Source organism: Halomonas sp. McD50-4 (assembly GCF_022348135.1).
GTDB lineage: Bacteria > Pseudomonadota > Gammaproteobacteria > Pseudomonadales > Halomonadaceae > Vreelandella > Vreelandella piezotolerans.
Window position 1 is genome coordinate 51093 of record NZ_JAKRFG010000013.1, and the last position, 20411, is coordinate 71503.

Here is a 20411-nt window from a genome sequence, read left to right on the forward strand (position 1 = left end):
TACAGAGGATGCCATGACCACATCTGCTGAACTGTTCGACCTCGCGAGTCGCCATATCCCTGGGGGCGTGAACTCTCCCGTCCGTGCCTTCAAAGGGTTGCACCGCCCACCGGTCTTCATGGAACGTGCGCAGGGCGCTTACCTCTTCGATGTCGAGGGCAACCGCTACGTCGATTACATCGGCTCCTGGGGACCGATGATTACCGGTCACGCCGATCAAGACGTATTGGCGGCCGTACGTGCGCGGTTGGATAATGGGCTCTCGTTCGGTACCCCCACGGCCGTGGAAACCACCATGGCAGACCTGATCTGCGACATGATTCCCTCCATGGAAATGGTACGCATGACCAGTTCGGGCACGGAAGCCACCATGTCAGCGATTCGGCTGGCGCGGGGCACCACGGGACGGGATAAGATCGTCAAATTCGAGGGTAACTACCACGGCCACTCGGACTCCCTACTGGTGAAAGCGGGCTCCGGTGCATTGACCCACGGCGAGCCCAGCTCACCGGGCGTTCCGGCGTCGTTGGCCGAACACACCATTACACTCTCCTATAACGACCCGGAGGGGGTGGAAGCGTGCTTTGCCGAGATCGGTGAGCAAATTGCCTGCATCATCGTCGAGCCGGTGGCGGGCAATATGAACTGCATTCCCCCTCAGCCAGGTTTCTTGGAAACCTTGCGCCATGTCTGTAACGAGTACGGTAGTATTCTGATTTTCGATGAGGTGATGACGGGTTTCCGCGTAGCGTTGGGCGGAGCCCAGGCGTACTACGGTGTCACGCCGGATTTGACCTGCTTGGGTAAGATCGTCGGCGGTGGTATGCCGGTCGGTGCGTTTGGCGGCAAGCGCGACATCATGCAGAACATCTCGCCGCTGGGGCCGGTGTATCAAGCGGGCACGCTGTCGGGGAACCCGCTGGCCATGGCCGCCGGGGTGGCACTACTCACCAAGCTGCAGGTGCCGGGCTTCCACGATGCCTTGAGCCAGCGTGTACAAACGCTGTGTAACGGTCTACAAGAGCGCGCCAATGCAGCTCGCGTGCCGATGATGACGCAATCCGCAGGCGGCATGTTCGGTGTGTTCTTCACCTCACAATCCCGTGTGGATAACTTTGCTCAAGCCACGGCGTGTAACCCCGATGCTTTTCGTCGCTTCTTTGGCGCGATGCTGGATCATGGCGTGTACCTTGCGCCTTCTGCCTATGAAGCCGGCTTTATGTCTAGCGCACACACGCCCGAGGATATCCAGCTCACGCTGGATGCGGCCGAGAAAGCCTTTGCCGTTATGTAACGTTAAGTAACTATCTGGCCAAGTGCCTGCTACACTGCAAGAGCCGCTCTTATCGAGCGGCTCTTGTGGTTACCGAGGTAGCTAACATGAAACGATTATCGGCTTGGCACGCGTCACGACGATACGGTGCGTGGTTGACCACCGTTCTTACCCTTGGCTTGTCTTTCCCAGGGCTAGCCGCACAGGAGCAGGATATGACCCAAATCCACATCACCATGAGCGGCTCTCCCGGCGCTGAGTTTTCGGCCGAGTGGCGCATTACCCAGGACGGCGACACCATCGAACATCCTGAAACTCGAGGCACGGTGCCCGCAGAGTTCACCTTCGAAGGAGATACCCTAGAAGGTACCGTTAAACTCCTGAGCGACGATGAGCGGTTGGAAGTCGATATCGTCAAAGGCAGCAACCGTTCGCGCTCTTCTACCCAAGGCAAAGGCGGGACGCTGACGGTGGTGGTACGTTAGGTGACAGCACAAAAAAACCGCCCCCGGAAGGGGCGGTTTTGACGACAAGGCCAAATGTTAGTTGCCTTGACTGACCACGTTATAGTTGCCACTACCAGTGGTTAAGATTTGCGAGAAGTGCTGTCCAGCCCCCCCGAACGCACCACTTTGGTTTACAAAATGGGTGTTGCCATTGCCATTGGTACTGATGAAGGAGTCATGCCCGTAACCCGTTTGGGTCACCGCTGCATAGTTAAAGTCGCCGTCGAGGATGATGTCGCTGTCAAGCTCATCACCTGTTTGGGTGGTATATGTCCGGTTAAAGCTACCGTCAGCATTCACGTAGCTATCGTTTAGCTCGCCGTCCTGGACGACATTCGACTCGTTGAACCAACCTTCCTGTTGTACCCAAGAGTCGTTTAGTCGGCCCTCTTGCATTACATTAGCCATATTAAATCGACCTTCTTGAACAACAATGGAATCGTTGGTAATGCCCTCTTGAGTTACATAGGCGGTATTTTTAAAGCCGTCTTGATCAATGCTGGAGTAGTTATTGCCTGGTGAAGTAAGGGCCTGACCTACAACATCGTCTTGAGTGACGTTGGCTTTGTTTGAAGTACCCTCTTGCTTGATGCGAGAGTCTTGTGTACCCCATTGTGTTACGGATGTACTGTTAAAATTACCATTTTGCTCGATTTGTGAGTCACTACCCACGGCGCTACCGTTGTAGAGAGAACCACCCATGCTGTCGATATCGGCACGCGAGCCGTTGAACTGCCAGCTCGGTGCAGTTTGAGCCATTGCAGCAGCGCTCATGGTCAGAGCAACGGCAGCAGCGATAGTGGTCATTTGAGTTTTCATGGTTACATCCCCTTTATGATGCTCTTACTTTAGTTATTACTGAGGCCGTATCGACTGCTCAGTAGGTGTCGACGGTGACTGGGCGCGCATTGCCTGAGTAGGCGCGTTGTTCGACGCTAATGCTGCGATAGCCACTCCCCGATTGAGAGACTTGAACATCGCTACGTTGGCCCAACTGAGTCACGTAGGTTTCAAGCGGTTGATCGTTGCCTGTCTGGATGACATTAGCGGTGTGATAATTGCCCTTTTGCAAAATGACACCTGCATTATTGCCACCCACTTGTTCGATATTGGCGTTATTCCAATCTCCTCGCTGGCTAATGCGAGAGAAGTTACCTGTTTGATAACTCGCAGAATACGACTGGGTTACGTTCGTACGATTGTTGTTACCAATCTGTTGGATAATGCTGAAGTTACCTTGATAGCTCTGCGCATTGGTATCGTTGAAATACTGCTCAATGCGATGGCTAAAAGAGTCTGCAAAGGTAGGTAATGAAACTGCAGAAGCAATCAAGCAAGCAGCAATAGGTGTCGCTAAGCGAAATGTTGCAGTGCTTTGCTTCGAATCGTTAGGTTTCATTTTTATTCCCTCTGCAACAATTTGTATCTTTTTGTATTTCATGCGTTGAGTTTGGCTGATTTATATTTTGACGCCATAAGTAAAAAATGTATGTTGCAGGCGATTTTTTTAGTTAAATCGAGAAAGAATAGTATGAGAAAACTCATACTTTTATTGGCATATAAAAACGGCTTTGCGTGGTGGCAAAGCCGTCAATAGTTTTATATTGCGTTTCTTTGGTGATAAGTTCAGTAATTCTTATAAAAGCGGCGTGGGGGCATTTAAATAATCGGCCAATACTGAGTTTTGCAAGCTAGCCCCGTTCGATAAATTCCATAGGTTATTCTCTACGCCTCGAGCAATTAAGTGGATAACGGCAGATTCTATGGCTGACATGACGGCAAGCTGGACAGGTTCATTGGTCGTAATGCCGGCTTCCGCTTCCAGGAGCCGCCTAAAATCAATAAAGCGATACACTCCTGCCCGAAGCTCTTTAGAGTAAATGGTTTTGGTCGTCGTCACGTTAGCCAGTATTTCGCCTGTGGATATCTCGACGGCTCGTAAATTGACCGTTACCTGATCCACCTGATACTGCCCTGATGCTCCAATGCCGAAATATTCTGCACCCGCACCACCGGTTCTGACGTTGGACTCATAAGCAATGATGCCTCCTTCAAGCATGACCGATGCTGCTCTTAACGAGGGCAAAGTATCGGGTTGATTAAAGCGCTCAAATTCAGCACGAATGATACGTCGCTCGGTCAGCAGATTTTGCAGCCCCACGCGCTCCAAAGGGATAAACCAACCAGAGTCAGCTAATGCGCCTGTCAACATCGCTGCGGCACCTTGTGTCACGGCGGTGGAAAAAGTACTGGCTGGAGCAGGGCGGTACTGACCCGTTTGGTCTCGAAAATCATACACAGAGACGAAGATTTTCCCTGCCGGTGGAGGTAACGAGACTAAATCTTGATAGGTCGCTCCACGGGGCGTCAGGGTTGCCTGTGCACCCTCTAGATTTTCGGACGTAGCCACCATCCCCGCGCACCCACTTAGGAGACTGACCATTATAATTGAAGCGATGATTTTCATGTTGATCCCCTGGCGACACTTATAGCGTCAGTGTTCGGTTGTTAAACCGTTTTGATTTTCTTAAGTGCCTGTTTTGTTGTTAAGGATTAAATAATCCACCCACGCTAATGTTGGTGACATCCCCTGTTACTTTATCAACTACTCTTACAATAAGCTGTCCACCTTCATCGCGTACAACGACACTGAATTCTCCACTATCGAAAGAGCCTTCACCAATTTCGCCAGCGCCTACATCGCTAATGAGCTGCGAGATGAGTCTGCTTTCAAGACTTTGAATAAGCCGCTCAGTAGAGGATAGAGGTTCGATGCTTCTTGCATTAGGGTCGCTATTGGTGTCCTGTGATTGTGCCTTTCCTAGCAAATAGCTACCCATGAAGGGGTCACCGCCAAAAGATGGGTTGAGAGGCTCGTAAATAAGTTCTCCAGCGGTGCTTTTAAGAGAGAGCGACGCTGCCAAACCAGATATTATCAAGGCACTCAATGTGCTTTTTTTAAGGTTAGCACTCATTAGTTTAACTCCTCTTTTCCTAGGTCTTTGTCTGAGGTAAGCGCTGCCGTGAGCTGCTGTTGCAGAAGCGCTTCTTGGACAACTTGTACAGCTTCTCCTGCGACGCGATCAGCCTCGCTAATACGAGGAGAGAGCTGGGTTCTGAAGTACATTTTATTGCCTTCCATTATCCATAGTTGGCTACCCCAGCGTGCATCGGGGCGTTCCTGTATGGTGAGTGTTGCGTTCCCTATAATGCGGTTGTCCATGGCAAGTTGACTAAATGCACGATAAAAGGTCTTACCTGCCATTGTGATCGTGCGATCCACCATGATGCCGGTCAGCTCACTGCTGCCATGCAGACGGTTCTGTATTTCTGGGCCATCAGGGCTTGATAGCTGGTTAATGTCATCAACAGCTTGGGTATCGCTAACAGACTCTTCCTCGCTAGCGTTAGCACTACCCATTAGGAGTACAAAAAAAAGTAATCCTAATACGTTGGCTGAATGACTTAGGAGGGTTTTTAACATGTCATCAACCTTCATTTAGCTAACGATGGCGCTGCAAACTGCGCGCTGTTTCGATATTGGGTAAAATGGGGCCTAAGTTTTGGTGAATCCAGTTCAGCGCTTGTATACGGTTATGCACATTGATTTTTCTAAAAATATTGTAAAGGTGTGATTTAACCGTGTGCTCACTCACAAAGAGTTTGTCGGCAATCTGTTGATTGGAGGAGCCAGCACTAAGTAGCGAAATGATCTCCATTTCTCGATTGGTTAAGCCGCAGGCAGGTCGAAACGCGTTGCTTTGATATTTGCGGTAAAAAAGGATCAAACGGGCCATCAAATCGCGTGACATCCAAAGCTCACCTTCGAGTAACGCGTGAATCCCTTTACAGATCACTTCAAGACTCTCGTCACGGTAAAAGACGCCTTTGAGCTGGGCGCATGACAGCGCTTCCAGTGCATGGTCCATATCGCGAATATTGAAGGCGGCCAGCGAGGTTTTGGCCAAGTTATCAGGAAGATTTTCCTGCCACTCGGGTAGCTCTTCTACGCCGATATGGTCACTATCGATGAGTATTAACAGCTTGTTTGGAATGATCGTGGGTAGTGAACTTTTAGGTGAGTGAATGCTTACCGTACACCCTGTGTGTTCGTGTAAGTAATCGGCAAAAAGCTGCGCCTGTGGGCTTTTTTCGGTGATGATGTACACCAAGCCGTGCGTTTTTTCTTGGGACATTGGGGAGGCCTCATGAGCGTAAAGCGTGAGCAGGTGACTAAATGAGTGTTGCCTATAAGCTACATTTCGTAAAGATTTGTTATCAAAATAATTATAAAAGTAATTTGCACTTTGTTATTACTTTTTGGAATATATAGTTCAAGCTATTGTTTTTATATACATTTACTAGTGGATAATGGTCAATGATTGCGCTGAGTGACAAGATACACTGAGTAACATTGTGTTGCCTTTAGCTGTGTTCTCGATAGGCGTAAACTGGCCCCATCATGTGAAGAGGTCGCCCCTATGAATGCAGCCAATACGCTCGTTTTAGCCAGTGGAAATTCTGGAAAATTAAAAGAATTCAATCAGTTGCTATCGCCCCTTGGACTGGATGTACGCCCCCAGGCTGAGTTTGGTGTGCACGATGTCGAAGAGACAGGACTGACGTTCGTTGAAAATGCGCTGTTAAAGGCCCGTGAAGCGAGTCGCGTAAGCGGGTTACCGGCGCTCGCCGACGACTCAGGTCTGGAGGTCGATGCGTTGCATGGAGCGCCTGGCATTTACTCTGCTCGCTATGCCGGTGAGCCGAAAAGTGACGAGCGTAACAACGAGAAACTGCTGGCAGCACTCAGTGAGTGCGCGGAAGGCCAGCGCACGGGCCGTTATTGGTGTGTCTTGGTCTATTTACGCCATGCAGCAGACCCGGTACCTGTGATCGTTCAACGAAGTTGGGAAGGAGAAGTATTGGCTCATCCCCGGGGAGAGGGCGGTTTTGGCTACGATCCGCTGTTCTGGCTACCCGATCAGGGGATGAGCGTGGCAGAACTGCCCAGTGAAACGAAGAACCGCTTGAGCCATCGCGGACGTGCGTTACACGCGTTGGTGGACATTCTGAAGGTGGCGCATGGCTAATCGATTGCCGCCGCTCTCGCTTTATATTCATACACCTTGGTGTGTACGCAAGTGCCCTTACTGCGATTTCAATTCTCACGAACCTGAATCTGGCGCCAATGACCTACCCGAAGCGGCCTATTTGGCCGCCTTGCTGAGTGATTTGGACGGCGATTTGGCGCTGGCGTCTGGCCGTACTCTTCAAACCATTTTTATTGGCGGCGGCACGCCTAGCTTGCTATCGCCGACGTTTTATCGACAGTTATTCGATGGCATTCGTGAGCGGCTCGCCTTTTCGCCTAGCATTGAAATTACCCTGGAAGCCAATCCAGGCACGACCGAGCAGCAGCGGTTCATTGGTTATCGGGAAGCCGGTATCAATCGATTGTCTTTGGGGGTGCAGAGTTTCCGCCACACTCAACTGAGTGCGTTGGGGCGAATTCATACCGGCAACGAAGCGGTGACTGCCATCGGTGAAGCCAGAGCGGCGGGATTCGATAACCTCAACATCGATCTCATGCACGGATTGCCCCAACAAACACCTGAGCAAGCCATGGAAGATATCGATCAGGCGCTTGCCCTCGATCCTGAGCATCTTTCGTGGTACCAGCTCACCCTGGAGCCCAATACGGCGTTTTTTTCTCACCCTCCTCCTTTGCCAGAGGAGGAGGCGTTGTGGGACATTCAGGAGGCGGGGCACCAGCGCCTGGAGCGAGCCGGGCTGCGTCGATACGAGATATCGGCCTACGCCCGTCCGGGATGTCAGAGTCGCCATAACCTAAATTACTGGCGATTTGGCGATTACCTAGGAATTGGGGCAGGCGCTCATGCAAAGCTCTCCTCCATAGATTCCCAAGGGAAGTGGCAGATCGAACGGCGTTGGAAGACGCGCCAACCTAATGCGTACTTGCGCCGTGCCAATGACCCGCGTGGCTTCCTGGCAGGCCAGCAACTCATCGAGCCCCGCGAACTACCACTGGAGTTTGCCATGAACGCGCTCCGACTGACCGAAGGGGTACCATTGGCGGATTGGGCGGCTCACACTGGCCAGCCAGAGGCACTGTTACTTGCGCGTTTACACAGTGCTCAAGAAAAAGGACTTTTAATGGAAATGCCTGAAAAGCTGCGTGCATCGCCCCAAGGTCTATTATTCTTGAACGAGTTGCTGGCCTTGATCAGCGAAGAGTGACCAGCGATCGATTCGGTACACCTCAATCATAAACAAGGAGTGAGTGATGCGTATTTCTCGACTACTGACCCCACTGGCAGCGGCGATATTACTGGCTGGCTGCGCGACGTCCGATCCTTACGGCGGTCAAACGCAGCGCTCGAGCACCGCCATGGGCACCGGCATTGGTGCAGCGATTGGTGCAGCGGCGGGCGCTTTATCCGGTGATGGCAGTACGAGCCGTCGTGACCGTGCGCTAATTGGTGCCGCTGTGGGTGCGGCCGCCGGTGCAGGCGTGGGTGCCTATATGGACCGTCAAGAGCAGCAGCTTCGCAATAACCTGCAAGGATCGCGTATCGAGATCGATCGGCGCGGTGACGATATCGTGCTCAACATGCCCAGCAGCGTTACGTTCGGATTCGATTCTGCCGAGCTCACCTCGGATGCGCGCAGCGCTCTAAACGAAGTGGCGAATGTCCTCACTCAGTACACCGATACCCGCGTAAACATTGCTGGCCATACGGATAGCACCGGGGATGCCAGCTACAACCAGCGCCTCTCAGAGCGTCGTGCCCAATCGGTCGGCAGCTACCTGAGCCAAAATGGCGTCTCTTCCATGCGGTTGAATACCATGGGCTACGGTGCTAATCAGCCGGTGGCTAGCAATGCTACCGAGCAGGGGCGCGCGCAGAACCGTCGCGTAGAAATCACCCTGACGCCTACCGGCAACGGCCAGTAATATGCGTTAATCCCGGCATTGCCGTCCAACGCCCGCTATGCTCACATAGCGGGCTTTTTTTGTTCAATTGCTAGCGAGCTGCCATGCTGTCGTATCAACACGCCTACCACGCCGGTAACTTTGCCGATGTTCATAAGCATTTAACGCTTTACGCGGTGACAGATTATTTATTACGTAAAAAAACATCAATTACATATATTGATACCCATGCAGGCAGAGGGCTCTACCCGCTCGCCACGAAAGAGACTCAGCGGCTTCAAGAGTATCGAGAGGGCGTCGCACCGCTCTGGCAGGTTCGGCAGCAGTTGAGTGATCCGTTACTTGGTAAATGGATGGCGTCGTTGGAAAGCGCGCAGCCCCAATCGACTGTGCTTTCGTACTACCCTGGCTCACCCTGGTGGCTGGCTCAGGGGCTGCGTGAGCAGGACTCACTGCGCCTATTTGAGCTGCACCCTGGTGAGCACGAGCATTTGAGCGGGCAAGCGTTGCCCAAACAGGCCCGACGCGTTTATGGGGATGGGTTGCTGGGCCTGAAGCAGCTGTTGCCGGTGGCAACGCCACGGCTGTGCGTGTTGATAGATCCGAGTTACGAGCGCAAAGTGGAGTATCAAGAGGTCGTCGACGCGGTGGCCTATAACCTCGAAAAAGCACGCCACGCCGTGGTGATGATCTGGTACCCGCTACTGCCCGCCGGGCATCATGACACGTTGCTCAGCGGCCTTGAAGCGAGCGGAATTCGCAAGATTTGGCACAGTGAGCTGCTGTTACGCGCCTCGGCGGAGGGCACGCATGGCATGTATGGAAGCGGCATGGTGGTGATCAATCCACCCTGGGGACTGGATGAGCAATTGTCAGCAGCGATGGCTCAGGTGGCACCGCTGCTGGGGAGTGACAGCCACTACCGCGCTAAATGGCTCGTAGGTGAGTAGTGGCGGTGAGTGGTGGGGGACTATTTACCGATACAGAAGCTGCCAAAGATTTCACCCAGCAGGTCATCGGCACTGAACTCACCAGTGATCTCTCCTAGTGCTTGCTGCGCATCTCGTAAATCTTCGGCAAGAAGCTCGCCAGCACCGTAGCCATCCAGTTGGGCTCGCCCGGTGTCTAGCGCCGCCATGGCGCGGTCAAGCGCATCCAGGTGACGTCGGCGGGCAGAGAAGCGGCCTTCGGTCGTGGCAGAGAAGCCCATCACCTCCTTTAGGTGCGTTCTCAAACTATCCACACCCTCTCCGGTTTTCGCCGATAGGCGGATGATCGGTGTGGCTGTGGATAAGTCAATGCCTGGCGTTTCTGCACTCGCGTCGATCTTGTTGCGCACCAGAGTTAGCCGCCGTTGATCCGGAAGGCGCTCCACGAACTCTGGCCAGATACTCATTGGGTTGGTGGCATCCGTGGTGGAAGCATCCACCATGAGCAGTACCCGGTCGGCCTTTTCAATCTCTTCCCACGCCCGGGCAACGCCGATTTTCTCTACCGCATCGGGCGTATCGCGCAGGCCAGCGGTATCGATGATGTGCAGCGGCATACCGTCTAGGTGGATGTACTCCCGAAGGACGTCCCGTGTCGTACCCGCGATATCCGTGACGATGGCGGTGTCTTGCTCGGTCAGCGCGTTCAGAAGGCTCGATTTACCGGCATTGGGACGCCCTGCAATCACTACACTCATGCCCTCGCGTAGCAGCGCGCCCTGCCCAGCGGCTTTGCGAACGGCGACGAGTGCTTGCTGAACGCTCTCCAAATGCGTAGCGACATGGCCATCGGCGAGAAAGTCTATCTCTTCCTCTGGGAAATCGATGGCGGCTTCCACGTAAACGCGCAGTTCGATCAGCCGTTCTACCAGAGCCGATACGCGCTGGGAGAATTCGCCCTGTAACGAGCGCACGGCGTTTTCAGCAGCGGATCGGGAAGTGGCATCGATCAAATCGGCAATCGCTTCTGCCTGGGCCAAATCCAGCTTGTCGTTGAGGAACGCCCGTTCGGAGAACTCCCCCGGCCGGGCCAGGCGAGCACCGAGCTGCAGGCAGCGCTCTAGCAGCATATCCATGATGATGGGACCGCCGTGGCCCTGCAACTCCAGCACGTCCTCACCGGTGAAGGAGTGAGGACTATTGAACAGTAGCGCGATGCCCTCGTCGATAGTGCCCTCAGCGCCGTGAAACGGCCCGTAGTGGGCGTAGCGAGGAGCAGGGCAGGTCCCGAGTATCTCGGCGGCTATCGTACGGCAGGCGGGGCCTGATACGCGAATGATGCCCACGCCGCCACGGCCAGGGGGGGTTGCCAAGGCGGTAATGGTGTCTTGGGTATAGAGTCGGTCGGCCATGACGCTTCCTAAAGACGAAAGAGGGAGAGAGTGTTTCGCGATGGTGCTCATGATGAGTACCTTCGCCCTATAACGCCAGACCCCCGCAAAGGCGGGGGTCTGGGAGTAGCAGAGGGGGGGCTATTACTTGGTTCGCATCCCTTTGCCGACGCTTGGATCCTTCTCGATGCTGCGCGTAATGAAATACTGCTGCGCCACCGAGATGATGTTGTTGACCACCCAGTAGATGACCAGGCCGGCCGGGAACCACAGGAAGAAGAAGGTGAAGATGATCGGTAGCATCTTCATGATCTTCGCCTGCATGGGGTCTGGCGGTGTCGGGTTCAGCATCTGCTGAACGAACATCGAGATACCCATCAGAATCGGCAGGATGAAATAGGGATCTTTCACCGAGAGATCCTGGATCCAGAACATGAACGGCGCGTGGCGCAGCTCGACGGATTCCAGCAACATCCAGTACAGGGCGATGAATACCGGCATCTGTACCAGAATCGGCAAACAGCCGCCCAGCGGATTGATCTTCTCTTTCTGATAGAACTTCATCATCTCTTGAGACATTTTCTGGCGGTCGTCGCCATACATCTCTTTGAGACGCTGCATCTCTGGGCCCAGTTTGCGCATACGCGCCATGGACTTGTAGGCCTTGGCAGAGAGCGGGAAGAGCACCAGCTTCACCAATACGGTGAGCAGTACGATGGACCAGCCCCAGTTGCCCACGATGTCGTGGATCTTATCCAGCAGCCAGAACAGCGGGTTGGCAATGAACCACAACCAACCGTAATCCACGGTGAGCTTGAGGTTCGGTGCGACTTGCTCGAGGTAGTCTTGCACCTTCGGGCCCATGTAAAGCGTTGCGCTCAGCGTGGCTTCACCCTCGGCAGCCACGCTGCTGGTGGGGCCAGCGAAGGCCACTACGTTACGATCTCGAGAATCGGTCGTTACGTAGTAGAGATTCTGCTGATTTTGAGGCGGTGCCCAGGCGGACACAAAGTAGTGCTGGATGATCGCTATCCACCCGCCTTGGGCCTCGCGATTCTCGAAGTTACGTTTTTGGATCGTATCGAAATCGATCTTCTCGTAGCGCGCTTCAGGCGTGGAATAAGCAGCCCCTAGGTAAGAATTCATCCCCATGGCCACCCCGCTAGAGGGGTCAGGGCTATTGTCACGGGCTAGCTGACCAATGAATCGAGCGGAAACCGGTGCTTCGGTATTGTTGGCCAGGTAGTAACTCACATTGACCGCATAGCTACCGCGATCGAATGTTAGACGTTTGATGACGTCGACACCATTCACGTCAGCCGTCAAATCGACGCTGATCTGCTCTTCGTCATCGCCCAAGCGGTACTCGTTACGCTCGGGAGTAAAAGCAATGCGGCTTGCCTGACCATCCAGTTGAAGGCCGGAGCGAGCAACATAGCTGCGCGTGGCGTTATCTGACAGCAGCACGTAATTACGGTCGGAATCCAGCGTCAGTTTGTGCTGCGGCAAGGCTGCGTAGACGATATCGCCACCGAAGGGGTCGATGCGTACGTCCAGAACATCCGTGGTGACCGCAATGAAATCACGGCTGGCGGTGTCGCTTTGCTCATCGCCAACGCCTTCGCTAATAGCGTTGTTAGGCGCCGAAGTACTGGGCACGGAGAGATCGTCGCTACCGCTTTCGTTCGCAGGAGCCCCATTGCTGCTTTGGGTGATCTCTGGCGTCGAATCGTAGGTGGTCTGCCCGTAATCCTGATTCCACTGTACAACCAGAAGGTAGGCTAGTACGGCCAGTGGAATCAGTAATAAAAGTCGTTTTACGTCCATGAGGGTTCTGCCCGATGGGTGGTGAACATGCTAATGGCGCAGTGTCATTTACTCGACCCATGACACACGAAAGCCTGCCAAGCGGCAGGCCGAGGTCGAGCGGCGAGGTGTGTCGTCAAGCGTCACGTGTTACGCCATGAGGCGGGAGAGGTGTTGATGCCGCCTGTGCGTCGCGCTGAAGCCGTTTCCACATGCCGTATAGTTGACGGCTGAGCGTTTCGTTATCGACATCCTGCACGCCTCGCTTTGCCAATATCACGATATCCACAGAGGGTAAGTGATCTTGACGCAGACGAACGGATTCGCGAACGAGTCGCTTGAAGCGGTTACGATCGACAGCAAGCTTTACATTTTTTTTGCTAACGACCAGTCCGATGCGGGGGTATCCCCGGGTAGTCATGCGCGCTAGCGCCATCATACCTTTGCCATGGACTTTGAGGTCAGCCTGCTCAAACACGTGACTGAAATCCCCGGCAGTTAGCAACCGCAAGCACCGGGGAAACCCTTGAGGCGACACACGCAATCCGAGATCAGGCGCTCAGACGCTTGCGGCCTTTGGCACGGCGGCGTGCGATCACGGCACGGCCGTTTTTGGTTGCCATACGAGCACGGAAGCCATGCGCGCGCTTGCGCTTGAGAACGCTGGGTTGAAAAGTGCGTTTCATAACTCGTTATTCCCACGTGGTTTAGGACGGAAAGTGAATTCCAAAAGACCCGGTCCAGTGAGGAACTAGCCGGGGAGTTTCAATTCAAGACCGGAAATTGTAGAGACTTCCCGCGCTGGGTGCAATTTTTCCTTGCATAAAAAGCTCGAAAAAGGCAATGGCGGCGCGGCTTGGCGCCCACCACTCGTTTTCTTGCATCGCACTACTATTACTAATGAAGTTATTTAAAACCTACTGTTATTAATAGTGGGGATACTATTTGTGGATAAGTCATTTTAATACATTTTTATCAACAACTTGAAGTAATAAAAAATCTGTGAATAAGCATCGAATAACGCGCGAATAAACTGTGAATTTGGTGTGGTCAGGCGGTGACAACTTGCTCGAAAGGAGGGTTGTACCCATGGCGTCACCGGGTTTTCCTAAGCCCTTACGGAAAGTTGTCCACAGGCGAAAAAGAGCCGTTAGCTCGTGTGGATAACCGTGTCGTTGGGCGCTACAATGGTCGGCCGTTTTCAACCGATGGTGAGATGAGTGTCACTCGCGCTTTGGCAACAGTGCCTGGACTACCTGCAGGACGAACTGAATTCACAGCAGTTCAATACCTGGATACGTCCGCTGCAGGCAGAAGAAGGAGACACCAATGAGCTGCGTTTGTTGGCGCCGAATCGCTTTGTGCGCGACTGGGTGAGTGATAAGTACGCCAAGCGTATTAGTGAATTAATGCGCGAGCTTGCACCCTCCAAGCCCCCTAAGGTCAGTTTGACGGTAGGTAGCCGCCGGGCCGCTGCTCCAGCTCCCCAGCCTCGCGATCTGGGTAATCCGGTGTCAGCCGCCCCGGCTCAGCCGACGTCGCCCGCCGTACATACCCCGCCCCGGGGTGATATTGCCGACGAGCGTGAAATCGATCAGCTGCGTGAAGAGAATGCCTCTCCTCGTCGTGGCAACGAGCGTCAGGTGCAGGTAGAAGGCAGCTTGAAACACAATAGCGGCCTAAACCCCAATTTCACGTTCGATACCTTTGTGGAAGGTAAATCTAACCAGTTGGCACGTGCGGCGTCTCGCCAAGTGTCTGAAAATCCTGGCGGTGCCTATAATCCACTGTTCTTATACGGTGGCGTGGGCTTGGGTAAAACCCACTTGATGCATGCCGTAGGCAATGCGTTGGCAGGTCGTCGGGAAAATGCCCGCGTGGTTTATCTTCACTCTGAGCGCTTCGTGGCTGACATGGTGAAGGCGCTGCAGCTCAATGCGATCAACGATTTCAAACGTTTCTACCGCAGTGTCGATGCCCTCCTGATCGATGACATTCAGTTCTTTGCCGGTAAAGAGCGCTCCCAAGAAGAGTTCTTCCATACGTTCAATGCCTTGCTAGAGGGCGGTCAGCAGATGATCTTGACCTCTGATCGCTATCCAAAAGAGATCAGTGGTGTCGAAGAGCGGCTGAAGTCGCGCTTTGGCTGGGGTCTCACCGTCGCCATCGAACCGCCAGAGCTCGAGACGCGCGTGGCGATTCTGATGAAGAAAGCCGATCAGGCCAAGGTGGACCTGCCCCACGATGCGGCTTTCTTTATCGCCCAAAAGATTCGTTCTAATGTGCGTGAATTGGAAGGTGCGCTGAAGAAAGTCATTGCTGATTCACATTTCATGGGCAAGACCATCACCCAAGAGTTCATCCGTGAATCGTTGAAAGATCTTTTGGCGCTACAGGACAAGCAGGTCGGGGTGGATAATATTCAGCGCACGGTGGCTGAATATTACAAAATCAAAGTGGCGGATCTGCTCTCCAAGCGACGCTCGCGCTCGGTGGCGCGCCCCCGGCAGGTGGCGATGGCACTGGCAAAAGAGCTCACCAATCATAGCTTGCCGGAAATTGGCGATGCGTTTGGTGGCCGTGATCACACCACCGTGCTGCATGCCTGCCGAAAAGTAAAAGCGCTGCAAGAAGAGAATGCGGATATTCGCGAGGATTACAAAAATCTTCTTCGCCTGCTAACAAGTTAACCTTTTTTCGTTTACGCCTGCCAAGCGGCAGGCCTTTCAGGATAGAAAACCGGAGTTTCGATGAAATTTACCATTTCCCGAGAGGCGCTGCTTCGCCCGCTGACTCTGGTGGCGGGCGTAGTGGAACGGCGCCAAACGCTGCCTGTGCTCTCTAACGTCTTGATTCAAGTGGAAGGTGACCAGGTCGCGCTGACCGGCACCGACTTGGAAGTCGAGCTGGTAGGCCGCACGGTGGCCAGCCAAGTGGACCAAGCAGGGGCGGCAACCGTACCGGCTAGAAAGCTGATGGATATTTGTAAGTCGCTGCCCGATCAGTCCGACATTCAATTAGCCGTCGAAGAGGGACGCGCCGTATTACGTAGTGGTCGTTCGCGCTTTACACTTTCTACACTTCCTGTGGCAGAGTTTCCTAATATCGAAGATGCCGATGGAAGTCAGGAGCTTAGCGTTCCCCGTGGCACGCTCAAGCATCTGATCGAATCCACTTCCTTCGCCATGGCTCAGCAGGACGTACGCTATTACCTCAACGGTATGCTGTTAGAGATTCAGAGCAACCTGCTACGCACGGTCGCTACTGACGGACACCGATTGGCGATGTGCTCGCGTCCTATCGAGGTCGCGGTGAGCCAAGCCCAAAAACTCATCGTGCCTCGCAAAGGTATCTTGGAGCTGTCCCGTCTTCTGGATGACAGCGACGAGCCGGTTAGCCTGACGCTTGGTTCGACCCATGTGCGTGCCCACACGGGTGACTTCACGTTTACGTCGAAGCTGATCGACGGCAAGTTTCCGGACTACGAACGCGTGGTGCCGCGTAACGGCGATAAAGTGCTCATCGCCGAGCGTGCCGAGCTTCGTCAAGTGCTGTCACGTACCGCCATTCTCTCCAACGAAAAGTATCGCGGGGTGCGCCTCTATCTGGAGGAGGGCAACCTCAAGGTCATGGCGAACAACCCTGAACAGGAAGAGGCCGAGGAGAATGTCGCCGTCGAATACAATGGCAGCGCCATGGAGGTCGGTTTCAACGTGGGTTATCTGGTAGACGTGCTTTCCGTATTGGATGAAGACCGCGTACAGATGACGTTAGCCGACCCCAATAGCAGCGCACTGCTGGAAGAGCCGGGCGGCGGCGATGCGCTTTACGTCGTGATGCCGATGCGCTTATAACGCAAGGAATGGGATGAAGAACGGCGCTTCTGGTTGCAGAAGCGCCGTTTTCGCATAGGGCACGTCTGGCGATTGGAACGGTCTTACAAGGTGCATTGACGGATGAGCGTGACACAACTCACTTTTCAGGGACTGCGCAATTTAGCGCCAGTCACGCTTCATCCCTCATCGCGTATCAACGTGATCCATGGCGTGAACGGTAGCGGAAAGACTAGCTTGCTAGAGGGGATTCACATCCTCGGCATGGGACGCTCTTTTCGCACGCGTCAGCTCAAGAATGCTATTCAAATGGACGCCCCTTATATGACGCTATATGGACGTTTAGCGGGGGATCCTGAGGTGACGCTTGGTGTCAGGCGTATGCGTGCTCAGCGTGAGCTGGAGCTACGTCTGAGGGGAGAGAAAGGCGTAAGGTTAGCCGAGCTCGTCGAAGCCATGCCGCTACAGCTCATCAACCCGGATGCGTTTCGTTTGCTGGAAGGTTCACCCGCCGGCCGTCGCGAGTTTTTGGATTGGGGAGTGTTTCACGTGAAACACCACTTTCTGGATGCTTGGCGTCGGACCCGGCGTGCGGTGAAACATCGGAATGCGCTTCTCAGGCGTGGTAGAATAGTGCCCAATGAAATAGCGGTTTGGGAGCAAGAGTTAGCACTCTGGGGCGAACAAATGGATGCGCTCCGCCAAGCATGGTTTAACGAATTTCTTCCCGTGTTCAACGAGACCCTGAAGACACTATTGCCGCTACCGGGATTAACGTTGCGCTATGCGCGTGGTTGGGATAGACAGCGCTCGTTGGCAGAAGTGCTGCACGATAGCCGTAACACGGACCAGCAGATGGGCTTTACCCAGCAAGGCCCTCAGCGTGCGGATTTGCGCATCCGGCTGAATAAACAGCCTGCCATTGAGGTGCTTTCCAGAGGCCAGCAGAAGCTCGTGGTGAGTGCATTGAAGCTTGCTCAAGGTAGGCTTCTGGAAAGTACCGCACAGCGGCACTGTATTTATTTGATTGACGATTTACCGGCAGAGCTAGATGAGCATCACCGCCGCCAGTTCTGTACGTTACTCGAAGAGATGCAGTGCCAAGCATTTATTACCAGCGTCGAACCCACCGCGCTGAGCGACGTCTGGCAGCCTTCTACAGCCGTGGAGTTGTTTCACGTGAAACACTCCACGCAAGGGCTTAGCCAATGTCAGCCAGATGGGTAGACGACACGGAACGAGACAGACTTCACGACGGAGTGGTCAATGAGCGAGCAGGCTTACGATTCATCAAGCATCAAGGTGCTCAAAGGGCTAGACGCAGTACGTAAGCGTCCAGGCATGTATATCGGTGACACCGACGACGGCACCGGGCTGCACCACATGGTTTTCGAGCTGGTGGATAACTCCATCGATGAAGCCCTGGCCGGCCACTGTAGCGAAATTCGTGTGGTGATCCACCCGGATGAATCGGTAACCGTAAGCGATAATGGTCGAGGGATTCCGACCGAGCTACACGAGGGCGAGGGTGTCTCTGCGGCGGAAGTCATCATGACGGTGCTCCACGCGGGTGGCAAGTTCGACGATAACTCTTATAAAGTATCGGGCGGCTTGCACGGTGTGGGTGTATCGGTGGTGAACGCACTCTCCGAAGAGCTGCGCCTGACGATTTGGCGCCAAGGGGAGGTGTTTGAGCAAATTTATCACCATGGCGTGCCGCAAGCGCCGCTAGGCGTCGTAGGCAAAACGGAAAAAAGCGGTACCCGCGTGCATTTTCGCCCGTCTCCGGCGACGTTTGCCAACATCGAATTCCACTACGATATTCTGGCGAAACGCCTGCGTGAGCTCTCCTTCCTCAACTCGGGTGTAGCCATTCGCCTGATGGATGAGCGTAGCGGCAAAGAGGAGCTGTTCCATTACGAAGGTGGTCTGAAAGCCTTCGTTGACCACTTGAACAAAAACAAAACCGTTCTGAACCCGGTATTCCACTTCAACGCTGGGCGTGATGATGGCGTGGAAGTCGAAGTGGCCATGCAGTGGAGCGATGCCTTCACAGAGAACATCTTCTGTTACACCAACAACATTCCTCAGCGGGATGGCGGTACCCACTTGGCAGGGTTCCGCGCTGCGCTAACGCGTACGCTAAACCATTATATCGAAGCGGAAGGCCTGCTGAAAAAAGCCAAAGTGAACACGTCGGGCGACGACGCCCGTGAAGGCCTGACGGCGATCATCTCCGTCAAAGTGCCCGATCCGAAGTTCTCATCGCAAACCAAGGACAAGCTCGTCTCGTCCGAGGTGAAGACGGCGGTGGAGCAGGAGATGGGTCGCTTGTTTGCCGACTACCTGATCGAAAAACCTAACGAAGCCAAAGCCATCGTCAACAAGATGCTGGACGCGGCACGTGCCCGCGAGGCGGCGCGAAAAGCTAGAGACATGACCCGCCGCAAGGGCGCTCTGGATATCGCGGGTTTGCCGGGCAAACTAGCCGATTGCCAGGAGAAAGACCCCAGCCAGTCGGAGCTTTACCTGGTGGAGGGTGACTCGGCGGGGGGGAGTGCCAAGCAGGGGCGTGATCGTCGTACCCAGGCCATTCTGCCGTTGAAAGGTAAAATCCTGAACGTCGAAAAAGCGCGGTTCGATAAGATGCTCTCGTCCGCTGAAGTAGGGACGCTGATTACGGCGCTGGGGTGTGGCATTGGGCGCGAAGAGTTCAACCCTGACAAGCTGCGCTATCACTCGGTCATCATCATGACCGACGCCGATGTCGATGGATCCCACATTCGCACGCTGCTGCTGACGTTCTTCTTCCGTCAGATGCCCGAGCTTATCGAACGTGGCCACATTTTTATCGCGCAGCCGCCGCTTTACAAAATCAAGCGCGGTAAGCAAGAGCTCTATCTGAAAGATGAGCAGGCGATGATCGATTACCTGACCACCACCGCACTGGATGGAGCAGGGCTGCACGTCAATGCAGACGCGCCTGGCATTACCGGGTCGCAGTTGGAAGCACTGGTCAATCAGTACCGTAACGTGATGAAACGTATCGATCGCTTGGCACGGGTGTATCCCATCGAAGTGCTCAAGCAAGCCGTCAATGCGACAGCGTTGCAGGGTGAGACCAGCTTGAAAGATCGCGTCACCATGGAGAACTGGATCGCCGAGCTGCAAAAAGCCATGGACGACAGGGTGGCTTACGAGGGCGGCCCACGCTATCAGTTCTACCTGCAAGAAGACACCGAGCGTGGCCTGCATTTACCGGCGGTATCGCTGATTGCCCACGGCGTCACCACGGAATACGTGTGGGGCCTGGACTTCTTCGAAAGCGCCGATTACCACGCCATGGCAGGGTTAGGGGACACCCTCAACGGCTTGCTGGACGAAGGCGCCTACATCGCCCGTGGTGAGCGTCAGAAGCCCGTTGGACACTTCTCTGAAGTGCTGACGTGGCTGATGCAGGAAGGCCAGCGTGGCCTCTCTGTACAGCGCTATAAAGGGCTAGGTGAGATGAACCCGGACCAGCTGTGGGAAACCACTATGGACCCGGATAGCCGTCGTATGCTGCGGGTTACCATCGAAGATGCGGTAGCAGCAGATATGATGTTCAACACCCTGATGGGTGACGAAGTGGAGCCGCGTCGCGACTTTATCGAGACCAACGCGCTCGTTGCTAACCTCGACATCTAAGTGGCTTCTTTACTGTGTTTCACGTGAAACA

At 54.2% G+C, this 20411-nt stretch carries 20 protein-coding genes; 10 read left to right on the forward strand and 10 right to left on the reverse strand.

All coding sequences use genetic code 11. The features are described 5' to 3' along the window. Positions 1–13 precede the first annotated feature (13 nt). Together hemL and MHM85_RS14925 are read left to right on the forward strand one after the other, a co-directional pair. Positions 14–1294, forward strand: a complete 1281-nt coding sequence (gene hemL, locus MHM85_RS14920) for a glutamate-1-semialdehyde 2,1-aminomutase (protein ID WP_058577319.1) — start codon at positions 14–16, stop codon at positions 1292–1294. 194 nt (positions 1295–1488) lie between these two features. Continuing rightward, complete coding sequence (locus MHM85_RS14925; RefSeq protein WP_231125630.1) at positions 1489–1758, forward strand: hypothetical protein; 270 nt, start codon at positions 1489–1491, stop codon at positions 1756–1758. Positions 1759–1815: 57 nt separating this feature from the next. Here MHM85_RS14925 and MHM85_RS14930 read toward each other — a convergent pair whose 3' ends face one another. From MHM85_RS14930 to MHM85_RS14955, 6 genes are all read right to left on the reverse strand, one after another. Next, positions 1816–2598 (reverse strand): curlin subunit CsgB, encoded by a 783-nt coding sequence (locus tag MHM85_RS14930; protein ID WP_139526159.1) that lies wholly within the window; start codon positions 2596–2598, stop codon positions 1816–1818. Positions 2599–2656: 58 nt separating this feature from the next. Next, a complete protein-coding gene (locus MHM85_RS14935; RefSeq protein WP_139526160.1) occupies positions 2657–3178 on the reverse strand; it encodes a hypothetical protein in 522 nt (173 codons plus the stop codon). A 237-nt stretch (positions 3179–3415) separates the two neighbouring features. Further along, positions 3416–4246, reverse strand: coding sequence for a CsgG/HfaB family protein (locus MHM85_RS14940; protein ID WP_139526161.1), 831 nt, complete (start codon positions 4244–4246; stop codon positions 3416–3418). A 79-nt stretch (positions 4247–4325) separates the two neighbouring features. After that, complete coding sequence (locus MHM85_RS14945) at positions 4326–4754, reverse strand: curli assembly protein CsgF (protein WP_139526162.1); 429 nt, start codon at positions 4752–4754, stop codon at positions 4326–4328. After that, on the reverse strand, positions 4754–5263 hold the full coding sequence (locus tag MHM85_RS14950) for a CsgE family curli-type amyloid fiber assembly protein (RefSeq protein WP_139526163.1): 510 nt from the start codon (positions 5261–5263) through the stop codon (positions 4754–4756). The genes MHM85_RS14945 and MHM85_RS14950 overlap by 1 nt, the downstream gene beginning before the upstream one ends. A 19-nt stretch (positions 5264–5282) precedes the next feature. Next, positions 5283–5975 carry a LuxR C-terminal-related transcriptional regulator gene (locus tag MHM85_RS14955; RefSeq protein ID WP_139526164.1) on the reverse strand — a complete coding sequence of 231 codons (693 nt, stop codon included), beginning with the start codon at positions 5973–5975 and terminating at the stop codon, positions 5283–5285. A 285-nt stretch (positions 5976–6260) separates the two neighbouring features. On the opposite strand from MHM85_RS14955, the gene rdgB reads away from it, so the two are divergent. The 4 genes from rdgB to rlmJ all read left to right on the forward strand — a co-directional run bounded on the left by rdgB (position 6261) and on the right by rlmJ (position 9684). After that, entirely contained in the window at positions 6261–6869 is a 609-nt protein-coding gene (rdgB, locus tag MHM85_RS14960) for an RdgB/HAM1 family non-canonical purine NTP pyrophosphatase (protein WP_139526165.1), read from the forward strand. Continuing rightward, a complete protein-coding gene (gene hemW, locus MHM85_RS14965) occupies positions 6862–8037 on the forward strand; it encodes a radical SAM family heme chaperone HemW (RefSeq protein WP_139526166.1) in 1176 nt (391 codons plus the stop codon). The genes rdgB and hemW overlap by 8 nt, the downstream gene beginning before the upstream one ends. A 46-nt stretch (positions 8038–8083) precedes the next feature. Continuing rightward, entirely contained in the window at positions 8084–8755 is a 672-nt protein-coding gene (locus MHM85_RS14970) for an OmpA family protein (protein WP_139526167.1), read from the forward strand. Between the two features lie 83 nt (positions 8756–8838). Next, positions 8839–9684, forward strand: coding sequence for a 23S rRNA (adenine(2030)-N(6))-methyltransferase RlmJ (gene rlmJ, locus MHM85_RS14975; protein ID WP_139526168.1), 846 nt, complete (start codon positions 8839–8841; stop codon positions 9682–9684). Positions 9685–9704: 20 nt separating this feature from the next. Here the strand turns inward: rlmJ and mnmE are convergent, their stop codons facing one another. The 4 genes from mnmE to rpmH all read right to left on the reverse strand — a co-directional run bounded on the left by mnmE (position 9705) and on the right by rpmH (position 13546). Beyond that, complete coding sequence (gene mnmE, locus MHM85_RS14980) at positions 9705–11075, reverse strand: tRNA uridine-5-carboxymethylaminomethyl(34) synthesis GTPase MnmE (protein WP_139526258.1); 1371 nt, start codon at positions 11073–11075, stop codon at positions 9705–9707. A gap of 123 nt (positions 11076–11198) precedes the next feature. Then, positions 11199–12881 carry a membrane protein insertase YidC gene (yidC, locus tag MHM85_RS14985; RefSeq protein WP_139526169.1) on the reverse strand — a complete coding sequence of 561 codons (1683 nt, stop codon included), beginning with the start codon at positions 12879–12881 and terminating at the stop codon, positions 11199–11201. A 115-nt stretch (positions 12882–12996) separates the two neighbouring features. Next, positions 12997–13398, reverse strand: coding sequence for a ribonuclease P protein component (rnpA, locus tag MHM85_RS14990; protein ID WP_176558221.1), 402 nt, complete (start codon positions 13396–13398; stop codon positions 12997–12999). Positions 13399–13411: 13 nt separating this feature from the next. Beyond that, complete coding sequence (gene rpmH / locus MHM85_RS14995) at positions 13412–13546, reverse strand: 50S ribosomal protein L34 (RefSeq protein ID WP_009723348.1); 135 nt, start codon at positions 13544–13546, stop codon at positions 13412–13414. 534 nt (positions 13547–14080) lie between these two features. Between rpmH and dnaA the strand changes: the two genes are divergently transcribed. The 4 genes from dnaA to gyrB all read left to right on the forward strand — a co-directional run bounded on the left by dnaA (position 14081) and on the right by gyrB (position 20380). Beyond that, complete coding sequence (dnaA, locus tag MHM85_RS15000; RefSeq protein WP_139526171.1) at positions 14081–15550, forward strand: chromosomal replication initiator protein DnaA; 1470 nt, start codon at positions 14081–14083, stop codon at positions 15548–15550. 60 nt (positions 15551–15610) lie between these two features. After that, on the forward strand, positions 15611–16714 hold the full coding sequence (gene dnaN / locus MHM85_RS15005) for a DNA polymerase III subunit beta (RefSeq protein ID WP_139526172.1): 1104 nt from the start codon (positions 15611–15613) through the stop codon (positions 16712–16714). A 102-nt stretch (positions 16715–16816) separates the two neighbouring features. Next, positions 16817–17920: a DNA replication/repair protein RecF gene (gene recF, locus MHM85_RS15010; protein WP_139526173.1), complete on the forward strand. Its 1104-nt coding sequence runs from the start codon at positions 16817–16819 to the stop codon at positions 17918–17920. Between the two features lie 39 nt (positions 17921–17959). Further along, positions 17960–20380 carry a DNA topoisomerase (ATP-hydrolyzing) subunit B gene (gene gyrB / locus MHM85_RS15015; RefSeq protein ID WP_239286356.1) on the forward strand — a complete coding sequence of 807 codons (2421 nt, stop codon included), beginning with the start codon at positions 17960–17962 and terminating at the stop codon, positions 20378–20380. Positions 20381–20411 lie beyond the last annotated feature (31 nt).